Origin of the sequence: Lactococcus sp. S-13 (genome assembly GCF_004210295.1) — a bacterium.
Lineage (GTDB): Bacteria > Bacillota > Bacilli > Lactobacillales > Streptococcaceae > Lactococcus.
The window spans coordinates 515,124-529,296 of record NZ_SDAK01000001.1; the positions used below are offsets into that span (position 1 = coordinate 515,124).

20 protein-coding genes and 1 tRNA gene are annotated in these 14,173 nt (G+C 39.6%); all 21 read right to left on the reverse strand.

The window, feature by feature from the left end; translation table 11 throughout:
- Positions 1-2: 2 nt before the first annotated feature.
- The 21 genes from EQJ87_RS02550 to EQJ87_RS02645 all read right to left on the reverse strand — a co-directional run bounded on the left by EQJ87_RS02550 (position 3) and on the right by EQJ87_RS02645 (position 14,121).
- Positions 3-2,930: a tape measure protein gene (locus tag EQJ87_RS02550; protein ID WP_130123205.1), complete on the reverse strand. Its 2,928-nt coding sequence runs from the start codon at positions 2,928-2,930 to the stop codon at positions 3-5.
- Entirely contained in the window at positions 2,927-3,172 is a 246-nt protein-coding gene (locus EQJ87_RS02555; RefSeq protein WP_223804460.1) for a peptide methionine sulfoxide reductase, read from the reverse strand. The genes EQJ87_RS02550 and EQJ87_RS02555 overlap by 4 nt, the downstream gene beginning before the upstream one ends.
- Before the next feature lie 86 nt (positions 3,173-3,258).
- Positions 3,259-3,612 carry a hypothetical protein gene (locus EQJ87_RS02560; protein ID WP_130123206.1) on the reverse strand — a complete coding sequence of 118 codons (354 nt, stop codon included), beginning with the start codon at positions 3,610-3,612 and terminating at the stop codon, positions 3,259-3,261.
- Between the two features lie 29 nt (positions 3,613-3,641).
- Positions 3,642-3,971, reverse strand: coding sequence for a fibronectin type III domain-containing protein (locus tag EQJ87_RS02565; RefSeq protein WP_130122748.1), 330 nt, complete (start codon positions 3,969-3,971; stop codon positions 3,642-3,644).
- 10 nt (positions 3,972-3,981) lie between these two features.
- Complete coding sequence (locus EQJ87_RS02570) at positions 3,982-4,578, reverse strand: hypothetical protein (protein WP_130122747.1); 597 nt, start codon at positions 4,576-4,578, stop codon at positions 3,982-3,984.
- The gene (locus EQJ87_RS02575) at positions 4,578-4,949 is read right to left on the reverse strand and encodes a hypothetical protein (RefSeq protein ID WP_130122746.1); all 372 of its coding nucleotides are present in this window, start codon (positions 4,947-4,949) and stop codon (positions 4,578-4,580) included. The genes EQJ87_RS02570 and EQJ87_RS02575 overlap by 1 nt, the downstream gene beginning before the upstream one ends.
- Complete coding sequence (locus EQJ87_RS02580; protein ID WP_130122745.1) at positions 4,942-5,367, reverse strand: HK97-gp10 family putative phage morphogenesis protein; 426 nt, start codon at positions 5,365-5,367, stop codon at positions 4,942-4,944. The genes EQJ87_RS02575 and EQJ87_RS02580 overlap by 8 nt, the downstream gene beginning before the upstream one ends.
- Positions 5,354-5,692, reverse strand: coding sequence for a head-tail adaptor protein (locus EQJ87_RS02585; RefSeq protein ID WP_130122744.1), 339 nt, complete (start codon positions 5,690-5,692; stop codon positions 5,354-5,356). The genes EQJ87_RS02580 and EQJ87_RS02585 overlap by 14 nt, the downstream gene beginning before the upstream one ends.
- Before the next feature lies 1 nt (position 5,693).
- Complete coding sequence (locus EQJ87_RS02590) at positions 5,694-6,260, reverse strand: hypothetical protein (RefSeq protein ID WP_130122743.1); 567 nt, start codon at positions 6,258-6,260, stop codon at positions 5,694-5,696.
- A 14-nt stretch (positions 6,261-6,274) separates the two neighbouring features.
- The gene (locus tag EQJ87_RS02595) at positions 6,275-6,679 is read right to left on the reverse strand and encodes a fibronectin type III domain-containing protein (RefSeq protein WP_130122742.1); all 405 of its coding nucleotides are present in this window, start codon (positions 6,677-6,679) and stop codon (positions 6,275-6,277) included.
- Positions 6,630-7,529, reverse strand: a complete 900-nt coding sequence (locus EQJ87_RS02600; RefSeq protein ID WP_130122741.1) for a phage capsid protein — start codon at positions 7,527-7,529, stop codon at positions 6,630-6,632. Before EQJ87_RS02600 ends, EQJ87_RS02595 begins: the two co-directional genes overlap by 50 nt.
- 15 nt (positions 7,530-7,544) lie before the next feature.
- Positions 7,545-7,790 (reverse strand): hypothetical protein, encoded by a 246-nt coding sequence (locus EQJ87_RS02605; RefSeq protein WP_130122740.1) that lies wholly within the window; start codon positions 7,788-7,790, stop codon positions 7,545-7,547.
- A 12-nt stretch (positions 7,791-7,802) separates the two neighbouring features.
- Positions 7,803-8,411, reverse strand: coding sequence for a phage scaffolding protein (locus EQJ87_RS02610; protein WP_130123207.1), 609 nt, complete (start codon positions 8,409-8,411; stop codon positions 7,803-7,805).
- A gap of 144 nt (positions 8,412-8,555) precedes the next feature.
- Positions 8,556-8,831 carry a DUF2829 domain-containing protein gene (locus EQJ87_RS02615; RefSeq protein WP_130123208.1) on the reverse strand — a complete coding sequence of 92 codons (276 nt, stop codon included), beginning with the start codon at positions 8,829-8,831 and terminating at the stop codon, positions 8,556-8,558.
- Between the two features lie 52 nt (positions 8,832-8,883).
- The gene (locus EQJ87_RS02620; protein WP_130123209.1) at positions 8,884-9,816 is read right to left on the reverse strand and encodes a phage minor head protein; all 933 of its coding nucleotides are present in this window, start codon (positions 9,814-9,816) and stop codon (positions 8,884-8,886) included.
- A 5-nt stretch (positions 9,817-9,821) separates the two neighbouring features.
- On the reverse strand, positions 9,822-11,255 hold the full coding sequence (locus EQJ87_RS02625) for a phage portal protein (protein WP_130123210.1): 1,434 nt from the start codon (positions 11,253-11,255) through the stop codon (positions 9,822-9,824).
- Positions 11,255-12,502: a hypothetical protein gene (locus tag EQJ87_RS02630; protein WP_130123211.1), complete on the reverse strand. Its 1,248-nt coding sequence runs from the start codon at positions 12,500-12,502 to the stop codon at positions 11,255-11,257. Before EQJ87_RS02630 ends, EQJ87_RS02625 begins: the two co-directional genes overlap by 1 nt.
- Positions 12,495-12,902, reverse strand: a complete 408-nt coding sequence (locus EQJ87_RS02635; RefSeq protein WP_130123212.1) for a hypothetical protein — start codon at positions 12,900-12,902, stop codon at positions 12,495-12,497. The genes EQJ87_RS02630 and EQJ87_RS02635 overlap by 8 nt, the downstream gene beginning before the upstream one ends.
- A gap of 78 nt (positions 12,903-12,980) precedes the next feature.
- The gene (locus EQJ87_RS11500) at positions 12,981-13,262 is read right to left on the reverse strand and encodes a hypothetical protein (RefSeq protein WP_190289024.1); all 282 of its coding nucleotides are present in this window, start codon (positions 13,260-13,262) and stop codon (positions 12,981-12,983) included.
- A 255-nt stretch (positions 13,263-13,517) separates the two neighbouring features.
- Positions 13,518-13,592, reverse strand: a tRNA-Lys gene (locus tag EQJ87_RS02640).
- A 127-nt stretch (positions 13,593-13,719) separates the two neighbouring features.
- Positions 13,720-14,121, reverse strand: a complete 402-nt coding sequence (locus tag EQJ87_RS02645; protein WP_130124537.1) for a DUF722 domain-containing protein — start codon at positions 14,119-14,121, stop codon at positions 13,720-13,722.
- Between the last annotated feature and the right edge of the window lie 52 nt (positions 14,122-14,173).

The following is a 14,173-nucleotide window of genomic DNA, read 5'->3' on the forward strand; positions in this document are numbered from 1 at the left end:
GATTAACTCCTTATCCGTAATGTGCGCAACATATCCTTGCCGTCTCTCTTGGCATATTTCGACGCTGTACGTGCATCAATGTTTTCAGGACTGTAGTTGTACTGATTGAACACAAGCCCATCTCCATCTCCAGCTCCACCAGAAGCATCTCTTGCGCCTATCCCGATTTGTCTAAGGACTTTATCAGTCAATGGTAAGATAGCTTCACGTCCAGCTTCGCCGCCCACTTGAAGATTGTTCCCATTCATCCCAAAAATAGTTGCGCCATCCATAATTCCGCCTTTAGCGTACCAGTCTACTCCAATTGATGGAATTTTACCTTTTAATGGATTAAAATCACCACTAATTTTAAAGTGAGGCATTGGAATCTTCGGGATGGTGATGTCAGGGAAGTTGATTTTAAAATTAAACAATCTTTTTATTGTGTCGATAATTCCACTGATGACACTCTGAGCCCCTCTGATTGGTGCTTCCATGGCGTTTTTTATAGCATTAAAGACGTTTGATACTGTGCCTTTAATGCTGTTAACAGTATTTGAAATAGCATTTTTAATTCCGTTCCAAATACTTGAAATGCTACTGCTTACTGCACTAAATATACTTGAAGCGGTATTTCTCACTGTATTAAATCCAGATGAGACACCGGATTTTATTGCATTGACTACATTAGAAATCGTAGTCTTTATACTATTCCATACAGATGAAATTATTTCTCTCACTGAATTAAAAATACTTGTGACAGTAGATTTTACAGCATTAAAAACTGATGTAATCACATTCTTAATGGCGTTTACTGCCGTTGCGATTGTATTTTTAACGCTATTCCAAATTGGAACAATCACCGCTAGAATTGCGTTCATCACAGTATTAATAACATTCTTCCAATTTTCCACTTCTCGTGCGATGAATGAACTTATCCATCCCACCACCGCGCTAAATACGTTTCTTATGGCGTTCCATATGGCAGAAATCTGATTACTAACCGTAGTCATCACTGTAGTGATGCTGGTGGCAATTGCGTTCCAAACCGTTGTAATAATATTTTTGATTCCGTTAACTACTGACATTACAAATGGTTTGATAGCATTCCAAACGCTTGTTATTATGCCATGTATAGCATCCATTGCCGTCCTTATGATGGAAACCCAGATATCTCCAGCCCATTTTATATAAGCAACAATTCCTCCCACTACAAGTTCAAAAGTCGCTTTAATCAATTGCCAAACAATCTGGATGACTGACCAAATAATATTCATTGCCATTTGAATTCCTGAAGCAATAGAATTGAAAATAGGAACAACAAAATTTGATATAGAATTAACAGCTGTTGTAAAAATATTTGTAATATCATCCCACAGTCCACTGAAAAATGAGGTAACACTTTCCCAAACCTCTTTTAAAGAATTTACAACAGTGTTAAAGGTATCTACAATTCCATCCCAAAGATTACTAAAAAACTGCGCTATGGCTTGCCACGCAGATTTCAGCCAATTCATGAAGTTTTGCCAGATGGCTTGACCTGTTTTGGTTTGGGTGAAGAAATAAATTAAACCTGCCACAAGTGCTGCAATCGCAGTTATGATAATCGGTATCGGATTGGCCATAAGAGTGACATTAAATAGTTTCAATGCCACTTGAGCAGCTTTGAGTACTGTTCCACCATTTTGTAAAACGTTAAAAAAGGCGAAAAAGGCAAGTTGGACAGTTTGAACAACTTTCATTGCAGCCAGGGCTATTTGATAGCCTTTAAGCGCTGCAACTCCAGTGAAAAGCGCAACCCCAACAGCTTTAATCGTGTCCGCAAATTTTTGAACAGAACCATTATTGCTAATCTTGGTTAGGAATGCTCCTACATTATTTACTGCATTGGTTAATTTATCAGATAAAGTCTTAGCGGCATCAGCTAAGCCCTTCATCATATCCTTAGATGAAGTTCCACCAGTAAAACTTTGCCACAATTGACCGATAATATCTTTCACTGTCCCAATGGCTATCTGAACAGAGCTAAAAAGCTGTTTGAAGGAATCGATCGCTCCATTTTCTTTTAAACGGTCTTGAAATTCTCCGATAAGCTTTTTACCCTGATTGACCCATGTGACAACCTTGTTAAAAGCTCCTTCTACTCCTGATCCAAATTGAGTGATGGCATTGGTCATTCCGCCTTTACCGAGAGCGTCAATGACATTATTTAACCCCGTAACAACTGAGGCCTGCATATTCCCGATAGCGCCCTCGAAGGTCTTGGTGCTTTTAGCCGCTTCAACCGCCACTGGTTTATTTCCCAATTCCTCAATAGCTTGGTTAAATTCGTCAGCGGTAATTTGTCCGGCAGCCATAGCATCGCGGAAATTACCCGTGTAAGCCCCATTGTCTTTCATGGCTTTCTGGAGCATTCCAGAAGCTCCGGGAATTGCATCCGCCATTTGATTCCAGTTTTCAGTGGTTAATTTACCAGCTCCCGCTGTTTGAGTCATTACCATTGCTACTGATTTGAAAGTGTCCGCATTTCCCCCGGCAACTGCATTCAAGTTACCAGCCGAAAGGGTCAAACTTTGGAAGTTTTTAATCCCATTTGCTGCTAACTGCGCTCCAGTATTTGTAATCGTTTCTAAATCGTAGACCGTGTCGTCTGCGTATTTTTTGAAAACGTTACGTGACCTGTTGATATCTGCATCTTTAAAACCTGCAAATTTCATGGTGGAAGTGTATTTATTGAGGGCGTCACTGGCATTCATTGCTTCACCAGCAAAAGATGCAATTTTTTGAGCACCTTGAACAATCATATTCCCGATACCCATTCCAATCCCTTGTAAAATGGACTTAAATTTTCCGCCGGAACTTTCGGCAGAGCCGACCGCTTTATTCAGTTCGTTATCTACATCACTTCCGTCAATTGCGATCGTACCCAGAATTTTGAATAATTCGTTCATTCTTTTCCTCCTTCCCCATTAAAATTGATAAATTGACTCGCTCTTTTCAGGCGTTTGATTTCCTCCTCTTGAGTGACTGCTTCTTTTTTCTCTTGCTTGCTTTGTCTCAAAGGCTTATAGCCAAGCGCTTTTTTGAATTCCACAAAGCTAACTGTCATGTCGGTGTGAAGGTATTGTTGGTAAATCCGTTCTTCTTGTTCTTCAGATTGGACGTAAAAATAAAAATCCACTGCTTTACTCAAAGAAAAACTCTTAAGTAAAGCTTGTGGATTGCTATATCTTCTGAAAAATAAATCTTTAAACTTGTAATAGCCGTCGGGGCTATTTTCTAAGAACGCATAGAACCGAAAAAATCAGTAATCCGCCCGTCCGCAAAAATGGCTTTTACCCCGTTCAAATAATCGAGCAAGCGAACCTTGTTGATTTCTTCAACAGTCAGACCCGACAAAGAAGCAAGGAGTTCATCCAGCTCTTTTTTGATTGGTTTGATGTTCGTGATAGCTTTTTTAGCCAATTTCGCAAAAACACTAATTCCAGTTTTTTCAACATCTGCACCCTCAAGCGAGAGATTTTCTGGATGTTCAAAAATAGCCGTCAGTTCATCGATGATGTCAAGTTTCGCAAAAATCGTGAGCAATTGCTCCAAATCGCCGCCGTTAAGTTCTCGTAATTCTAAAGTCATTTATTTTATTTTCCTTTCAAAGTAAGCTTTTAAGCTTTTGTCAATACTACCGGATCACTCCAAGACGAACCCGTAAAAGGCCCATCGTGCAAATAGCGGGCTTTGTCTACATCGCTTGCGCCAATGCCTTTTTGTTTGTACGCTTGGACATAGATTAGAATTTTATCCCCCACAGATAGCGTCGGAACATCCTTGGCGTCCAAAGTCCATGAGTTTGTTTCTGAATACCCCATATATACCGCTTTATGCGGGTCTAATTCATTAGCGTCGGCATAATGCGTTAAATAAGCTTCTGCTCCCTCTACTTGCTCCCAATCCACTTTTACTGAACCATCCGCATTTAAAACCCCAGTTACCAACTGGGGAGCCTTAGGGTGTGGTAGAAGGGTAGAAAATTCGGCAAGGCATTTCTCCTGCCAGCATTTGATCTGGCGTGGCATGAGCCGTAAACTCAAGGTCACTTGTCGCTTCATCCTTGTCTTTTGTGTCAAGCCCAAATGTACTTGTCACAAGGCAATTATCGAGCACAACAATGATCTCTTTTCCTGTTCCCCGCTGGAAGCCATAAATCGCAACGTTATCGATGTAATCACCATCTTTTACCTGGCGTTCAAATTCAATGATTTGATAGCCATCTGGTGCTTCGTCTTCTGTTGCGGCACGAGCTGTCCCGCCAGAGATTAAAGCAATCGTCTCCGGGCTAAACTCTTTGAGTTTTGAGGACATTTTAGCCGTAAAGCTTTCTGTTACTTCCAATCCTTTTACTGGCGTAATATAGGCACCATCGACGTCCATTAAACGTTTCTTGATGTCAATTTCTACCTTAGTTCCTCCAGAAGTCGCACCGATAGGTGTGCCTGAAAAACCTTTTGTTTTATCAAATTTAAAATCTCGGACAATCACTCCTGCATCCACAATGAAATTCTGTGGACTATCGGGAGTAAATCCCACTTTTGGTAATGCCATTACAATGTTCTCCAATCTATTGTAATTTCCAACTGCAAAGACCGTCTAAGCAGTCCATTTTGACCCGTTGGAATGTTATTTGCTCGAACATATCTCCAAGTTGCACCAAAATATTCATTAAGGCCACGCTTGTAAGCAAGTTCTTGTTTAATTTTTGTTTCAATATCAAAGATATTTTTATAACTTGGGTTTAAGTCAAAAATATCTAAGTCAATCGAAACCGTCTCTTGATTTCTATCTTCCTCAAAGCTAGTATCAACATCAAAAGTGCAGTAAGGATAAGTGACTTTTTCGCTGTTATTCCTATCATAATAAGTTTCGGAATGGATTCCCTGCAAGATAAGCGTGAGATAATTTATGAGTTTATCCATTTAATTTCCCCATTTCTGCATTGATAATTGATTTGATGTTTTTCTTATTCTCTCGAAAAGCGCTGCGCAAGAATTTCTTAGGTTTTGTTCCTCTTGTAAAATGCGTTTTACCGTCTGGACCTTCATAGACCCAGCCGCCCTTTCGTCCTGCGCCATTTTCCGCAAATTCACCCGTTCCAAATTCTTGATAAATCGCATACTGAAGTCCGCTTCCGACTTTAGCCGTCATTCTACTCCCAGTAGCCCCAACTTTGCGAGTAATGCTTCGCCTTAACTCTCCTGAATCAACAGGGGCTCTATCTTTAACTTCTCCTACCATATGAAGGCTAGCGGATTCAAGTGCTCGTTCAGCCGCTTGCAAGATCGCCTTATTGATAGCGGCCGCATTCGTTTCAATTTTAAACTCATTTTTGGCCATTATCTTCCTCCTTTTTGAAAGTTAGATAAAGTTCAAGGTGGTGATGAATACCCATCGGATCATCAACGTAAGTAATCGCGTATATTTTCCCTTGTTCATCTACCAATTCCATATCTTTTTTTATTCCGCTCACATATTTAGGAATAATGGCGTAATGCGTCGATTCTTCAACGATTGCATTTTGATTGACTGCTTGGTCTGTACCCGATGCCAAATCAATATAACCTTTGAGAGTTATGAAATCTACAAAATCAACATTAAAACCCCCGAGTCCATCAGGGGTCCGTTCCTTTTTTCTAATCACAAGATTCTGAGTTGGGTACATTTCACCACCTCATTTTCTTGTATTTTTTAATAAATCCAAATAAGCTGGCAGGATAGCCATTGATTGATTCATTCGAATTAACATCGTAATAAGTTACGCTCATCCGAGAAATGCTTTCGGACTTAATGCCAAGCTTATCTCCCATAGATACATCATATTGGAGCAGTTTTTTGACCCCCTCAACAACGTCAGGCGGATAGGATATCTTAGTGATGAAAGCACTTTGGAAGCTGCCGTTAAACAGCGTTGCATCTTTGAGTTTAATCGTTTTATCGTTGATTTCTTCAATCACACACAAGCCATCATTGACCCCTATATCCTGATTCAATCCTGAGCCCGTCTGACTCCAAGTATTACTAATTTCAATCGTGTCATTAGGACGAAGATAAGCTAGTGCTTCGTTAAATTCTAGCGTATCCTCGTTCGTGACTTTGAATTGATAGAAGCGGATGTTGAGATTTTGAAACTTATTATGAGTCAATGCTCGAATTGATTGTTCTAATCCATCTAATGCCGATTGGTCAATAGACGGATTTATTAACTGGGCGTCATCTAATGTAATGATCATAATCTAACACCTCTCTATTTTTTCATTGTCATCTCTACAACGCTAGACCATTCAGAACCGTAAGCGTTGACATTCAAATATTCAGCTTTTTCAGTTTCATCAGCACCTACACCAACTTCATCGAACGCTTGAACCCAATAGCGAAGAACATCGCCTGGTTGATGAGGTTGTAAATTAGATGGCGTGAAGCGATAACTTGGGTTTTCTGTGTAGTACATGAAAATGGCTTTATGCGGATCAGATTCATTAGCTGGTGATGCATGGACGACATACGCCTTTGTCTTACCGGTAGAATCAGCATCCCAAGCTAAATCAACTGCTCCTGTGCCATCTTCGTTACCCGTTACCCCTTGCGGTACAAGGGGGCGATTAGGGTTTGGCAGGAGCAGTTGCTTTAAGCACAGCTTTTTTATTGTCATCAAGCATGAATTGGCCACCTTTAGCGTGGCCTTGCAAAGCTTTACCATCGAAGTCTTCGGAATCAATTGTACGAGCTGTTGCAATCCCAACAAAAGGAATAGCCACTTGGTCAGCGGTGAAGTATGCGACTTCGCCAGAAACAAAGTATTTATCAGGAGTTTCTTCAAGTTTGAACCCTTTGTATTTTGGAACAGTGTTGTTATCAAGACTGACAGTTGCACCTTTTAGTGAGGTTGCATTAGTCAAATCAACAACAGCATTGTATAAATCCGGTGCAAGATAAGCTGTTTTATCTGCATCAATTTCATTATTAGCAAATTTTTTAGAAGCTTCATTGAACAAAGTGTTGATATTATCTTGTGTGTAATCAGTTTTATCACCTTTTACCATTGCAAGAGTTTCGCTTGCATTGTCAGATAAGAATTTGCCGTTCTTTTGGTTCATGTAACGAACTTGCGCCACTGATTGGGCTTCTAAGCGGTCAGCGACTGCATCATTAAGCCCTTTATTCACAGTAGAGATATCAATGCCTTCGTGAATCGCCATTTCATAGCTGAAATCAACGTCTGTATCAGCATAAATCACTTCAGTACGATTGCCAAAACGTGAAGAATTCCCTGTGCCGGTTCCAAATCCGACATTAGCATCTTTACTGTAAGTGCCAATTACAACAGGCGTTGCATTTGTTTTTACAGAAAAAGCCTTGGTTGTCGAAGTAATCCCGTCCATTGCTTGAATTGGTGCAAAAGCGCCTGAGAAAGCTGCTTTAGCATTAAATACCGCTTTTAGAATTCCTTTATACTGAGGTTCAAAGCGTTGAGCATCTTGTTGGTTGTTATTAGTTGTCATATTTTTTTACCTTCCTTATTTTGCTGGTGGTGCATATTTTGCGACTTTATCAGCGAATGGGTCAGGTTTCCCTTTATCATCTGCTGCTTCATCATTTTGTGGTTCAAGCTTTTTAAGTCCGTCTGTGAGGTCTTGTAAAGCTTTAACTACATTTGCATCATCTTCGTTGTTAATTGCATCAGTAACGTCAGAAAGAAGCTTGTCAATCCCAGCGTCTTTCAATTCAGCAACCGTCACGGGTTGTTTTTCTTTGTCATCCAAAGTTAATTCCTCCTATTTGGTGTATTTGGCCATTTTTTCCTCAAATGGATCAATGGTAATTTCTTTTCCATCTTTAGGAGCATTCCCTAAAGGTGTCCAATCGTTCTGTTTTTCTTCAACTACAGGCTCTTCAGGTTTGAAGTATTTAGGATAGCTTTCTTTCAACTCATTGAGCGTATCATCGAAATTGGTAAACTCTCCATCTTCTCCAACTTCTAAATCTTCTCCACCCCGCATTTTATAGTTGAGAATATAGTCAATGTCATTAACACCAGCTTTAGTCAGCATTTTTTCAAGCTTAGTAGTGCGCTTGATTGAGCTATTTTCGCTTGTCAGTGTTTCAACTTGACTTTGAAGTTCTTCAAGTTTTTCTAATTCAGATTGATTAGACTCTAAAGTTTTTTGAATCTCTTCAGCAGATGCTTCAAGTTCTGTGATGCGCTCATCACGTTCTTTAAGCTGTCCTTTGACTTCGTTGAGCTGTCCAACAGCCTTTTGATAACGTTTCTCCAAGTTCTCTTCGCTTGCTAGGTAGAACTTATTTTCAGCCATTCCTGCAGTAATGGACGTCACTTGCTCATCCTCTAGTCCCAGAGATTTCAGATACTCTTCAAATGTCATTTTCTTCCTCCTCACACCTACGCTTTTTACAAGGTGGCATCTTGTAGTGCTTGCACTTTTTACGACGTGTCTAGTCGAATTTGAACAGTTTTAAGCCATATTCAGGGCATAAGAAAAACCCGCGGAATCCCAAGGGTTTAAAAATTATTTTTCTACAATTTGCCAATCTTCAGCAAAGATATCTCCAATGCTTGGCACCCACATTGCGTGTGTTCCGTCAGAGTTTTTAATTTGTAAATATGGATGAACGATAAATAAATCACCTTCATTCAAATCCCATGCATCAGCAGTTTGTTTATTGCAGTTGATGCCTTGAGGATACCCCTTTTGCCTTACAACAAACATCCCACGGCCATTCCAGCCAGTGCGCAAGGCTTTTTTACCTTCTTTGATTAGCGGTAATACTTCTTCGAATTTCATTATTTTGCCCTCCCTTGAGCATAAGAAAAGCGCCTGTCTTGTGACAAACGCTCTAGTTTTTATTTTTTATTTTCACCCATTCATCATAACTCTGCCATTTTCCGACTTTCCCAGTGATATTATTTCTCCGAACCGTTGGCATAATACCGTGGACAATAGGGCGAGTGGTACATCGGCAGTTAATATCTTCACTTGGTACACCCACTTGATGTGGGCCTAATGCATCATATCCGCCAACTTGAAACATCTTATCAACTTCTCGAATCTGTCCATCAACGTGCTGATGATCCTCACGAGTGCGGCCATCCAAAGTCGCTAGCCACATCTTCTTTAGGTCAATTCCTTTATCTGTGGCTTCTTTGTAACCTTTTTGAGTAGAAATACTGCTCACTCGTCCGCTTTCGGTTCTGGCAATTCTAACAGCTCGCTTATAACTCGCTTGCGTTTCGGTTGAAATGTCTCTGGCAATATCCGCATAGTTTTTACCCATCATAAAACCACGAGAAATGGCATTATTTGAAGCTTTGGCCAACTGATTAACGCTATCTCCCAAACGTTTTGAAAGTCGCTTACCTGCGACCGGTTGCTCCATAATTGTTTCTAAATAATGAGGGTCTAAAACATCAAAGTCAAGAAGAATATTATTGCTTTGTTCCAGCTCATACCACACGCTATTATATGCATCAGTCCCTTGCTTTAAGATATGGCCTTTAATGGATTGTTGAATATTTATCCCGGGCTCTCCAACCAGTTCATTGATGACGTTAGCGACGTTTAATAATCGCTCAACTTGTAATTGGTCCGAAAAACTCATCTGGTCATAAAGCTCAAGCCAAGTTTTGAGTTGTGCTTTTAAATCCTTAAGGTATTTCCGGTAAAGATTTGACAGCTCATTACTGAGTTTTGCTAAATCTTTTTCAGAATCAGGCATTCCAGCTTTGAGCGCTTTTTTGAAGTTTTCTAATGCTTGCTTTTTTTCATCCATAGGTTTTATTCCTCTGGCGGTTCTGTACCTTGAGTCACATCTTTATAATCAGAAGTAGAAAGTTTTCCTTTCACTTCTTCCCAATCTAACTCAAACTCTTCGCAGATAAGCTGCAAGGTGTCATCATCGCCGATAACGGGAGCGGCCGCAAGTATCGCATTAACATTTGATACTTTAGTATCTGCTTTAGTCTTCTCGTTGGTTGCAAGGTCATTTTCATTCACCATCATTTCACGGGTGATTACAAACTCAACCTGATTGCTCGTGAAGGAAGTCCCGTTTTTTCGGTTGATGTCCGCAATAACTAAATCAAGCGACCACTTTAAGAAAGCTCTCAACCGAACCTCTGTCTTATTGGCTTTCATGTCTAGCCGTGTGTATCGTGACTTGATGACAACGTTCGTCACATTGCCATCACCGACTTGTGAGCTATCAAAACCGAATCCAAAACGATAAATGTTTTCACTGTCAATTTCCATCTTGGTCTTTCGACCTTCAACTGGAATATTGACAACTTTTACATCAACTCCACCATCATCTCCAACACCTACAACTTTTTTATTCCGAAGATTAACCTGAAGCTTATCTAAAGAGTCTCCGTCAAATCCTCTAACCACATAAATGGCATCAGAGAAAGACTGTAAATTATTTGATAGGTAAGAGTTCATCAAGTCGTAGTCATCAATAAGCGCTTTGATTGGTTCTAAATCTGTTCGTTCCTGTTGGTTGTTCTGATAGCGATAGAGTGGGATTGTGTTGTAAGAGCGACCGCCAATCTCCTCTCCATTCGTTCCAAGAATATGAGGCTGCGAACCGATGAATTTATAATCATCTTTTTCGGAAGCTTCGAAAGTCATGACTTGTTTATCATCATAAAGTTCGGCAGTCTTGATAGTAACCACCTTGCCGTCTTTGAGAATGTCATTAGAATAATATCTTAAAACACGCTGAACAACGTTCATATCATCGTAAATCGGAATGATTTTCAAACCATCCAGGACTTGAAACACAATAACATCTTGTGGAGTCGTCCGAGGATAGACGTATTCAAAGCCTTTTTGACTTCCATTGGTTAGTAAATCATTTAAGAAAAGTTGGAAATCCTCGTCGTAATAATCCTTTAGATATTTAACCAATTGCTCGTCATCACATTCAATCTCAACCGGATTCGATAAAAGATATTGAACTTTCTGGTCAATCAATTCATTCAAAAAAGCATTGGGAATTTTGATATTTGTAGCGTACTTGTCTTCTTTTAAATTGTTATTATCGTCAATGTAAAAGATTCGATTGTCTAAAATGTCATGCTTATAATTATAATAATCAACGCCTTCTTTGGCACGCTTCTTTTTATCATCCTTCAAATCATTAGCAATCGCTCGCTTAATTCCACTTGCGATAGTAGAAGGGTCATTGCTTAGTAAAATGTTCGTAGCCATTAAATCAACCAACCTCCTTTTTTAGTAGTTTGTCTAATTAAACTTGCTGCGCTATCGGGCGCGTCGTCGTGTTCAGCATTCTCAGTGTAGTCCAATACCTGAGCCATATAATCTGGATCAGTAGTATCTAACCATTGAATTTTTGACCACTCAGCACGCAAATAGGTAGCAATTTTAATGAATTTATTTTGTGACTCGTGATATTCTTTGACTGGGATACCACGTTTTTTAATTTCTTTAGCAAGATAACCTTTATCCCCATTGTTTTCCACATGGATTGTCCCAAGCTTCAGTTCTTTGTGGATAAGTTCAATCTCATTCAAGCAATCGTCAACGTGCTTGTCCCATTTTTTGCCAAACATCACATTATCTTTCTTGGCAGTATACACCGTCGAGTCACTCCCGCCGTAAGCCGCATCAATGTGTGCTGTTCCATTGGCTATTTTGCCAACGTCATCAATATAGGTTGGAGCGCTAAACATGGCATCTTTATCTGCAATATGTTTCAGTTCATAGTTAGCAGCAAATAAACTAGGAATCATGGCTTGCCTCAAATGCTCTAACTGTTCTTTACTAATCAATCCTGTTTCATAGCAATCATAGCGTTTGACGTTTGGCATCTTAGAGATTGCATCTTCCTTGTGCCAGGGAGTTCCTGTGTTAATGAAACGGCCACCACGATTTTTAACATTCTGCAGTTCCTGGTACTGGGTTTTTGTCCGCTCACGTTCTGCCCGGCTTACTCGGTCTTTCAGATTGACAATGTCATCGGTGATAACAATGTCCGCGTGCTTACCAGTTATGCTGGCACCAATCCCCAAAGCAAGGAGTTGAGAAGTCCCCTTGCTTGTTTTCTTGAGGTTTGTATCAATTTCTGTATTGGTAGCTTTTGTAAATTCAATACCAGATTCTACATCCCATAAGGCAATGGCAAAATCTTGGAAGATATTTGACTGCAATAACTTCTGAACCTGCACCACAATTTCCGTAACATCCGTGTCGGTCTTTCTCATGAAGATAATCGCCTGATCAGGAAACATAACCAACAGAATCGCAATTGCAATCGAAAGACAAGTAGTTTTATATGACCCGCGATGAGCCAAGAGCGTTTCATCTTCCTCAGAAAACAAAAAAGACCTGATCCATTCATTGTGGATTTCTTCCAGGTCTTCAAAACCACACTCTATGCCGAATTGAATAGGATTATCTACCACTAAATCCATATAGAAGTCGAAGTTATTATCCATTTTTCAACCTCTCTTTAATCCGTTCTTGTATCTCCTGACTCCTTTGACTAATATTTATAGTACTAGTAACTTCTTGCTTTTCGACAATTGTCACACCCCCTAAGCCCAAAATCATTTTCCAAGCATCAAGCCTGACCCTTTCATTTTCTCCATGTCGTGCTAAATCAAGAATACCTGCAGCAGCTTCTCCCATATTGTCCGCAAGATATTTTTGGACTATTTCAGCGAAACTTTCTGTTAAACTATAATCATTTATGATTTTGGTTACTGTGGTTTGAGAAAGTGAAGCAAGCTTCGCAATTTCACGAACTGTTTTTCTTTCTACATTCCGCATGATCAATACGCTTGATATAATCTTTGGGTCCGTATAATATTTACTGTTCGCTCCATTTTGCTCCATATTTCTTAACCTCCAATCATCGCAAAAAGCCGCCATTTCTGACGACTTTTTTATTTTATTCTTTAAACAACTAATATTTTATCTTTTAAGAACCGTACTTTTTCCATCTTTTGTTGTAATTTTTAGTTTATTATTCTTATAACTAATCTTTTGGATATTTCGTGTAGGTATTGAAATTCTACCCTCCATTCCTCTGGCAGAAGGGGATGAGAATACAGTCTCAGCTTTTAGATGTCCGCCACCTTCAGTTCTTGTCACAGCATGTTTTACAATTTTAAATCCATCTTTTCTAGCAGGACTTATCCCATTGCTACTAGTACTACTACTCGCTCCTTTCTCCAACAATAAAAGGCTGCCCATTGGGCAACCTGTAATAAAATAATAATAGCAAGTCAGGGAATCGAACCCTGAGCGCCTACGTTCCCGTACCGTGCTTGCTACTAGCATTAAGTATAAACTCGCCACTTGTTATTTATACGTTAGTGATAAATAACTCCAAGCCTGCTATGTTTTAAATAACCCCGTTGTGAATGTAACGACAATCACTGTACAGTCGCAAGTTACCAAGCTGTTTTTATGGATTCAAACCATGGGAATATTATTATCAACCCATTATGTGACTGAGTGAGATTCGAACTCACGCCTCTGCATTAAAAGTGCAGTGTCTTAACCCCTTGACCATGCAGCCACAACAACGAAGTATGTCCAACCGAATAAATTGTAATTTTGCGCTTTCGTTGATAACTTCATGCTACCATTATCGCACTTAAATTCGGATATAAACGGGCAAAAAACGGGTTAAAAACGGAAAGTAAAATCAGCCCAAAGTACTTCTCCATAATCCATCTCTCAGTGTTTTTTTAAATGATGCATATTGTTTTCTTGCAGCATCTTCATCTAAGAATATCCTTTGTCCAACTTTTGACCACGACAAACGATATTTAAAACGAGCGATTATAATTTCTTTTACTTTTGTTCCGTGTATCACTTCCATCAACTCATCGAGTGTTTGCTTCTGATCATTAAGTCTGCCAAGTTCCTTATCAGCCTCCTTAATCAAATAGTTGCGCTCTTGTGGTGCGGTGTTTGAACTACTCCCACCGCTTCCGATTCTTTCCTCATGTTTTTCACGAGTGATCCAGCGTTCTCTCGAATTGATTTTAACTTGAAGCATACCTGTCATGTAATCACTTAATAACATATCTAATCTATCCGCCAATTCAAAAGCCTCCTGTGGTATAATAAGATTAGATGCAATCTTGCCGAAGCCC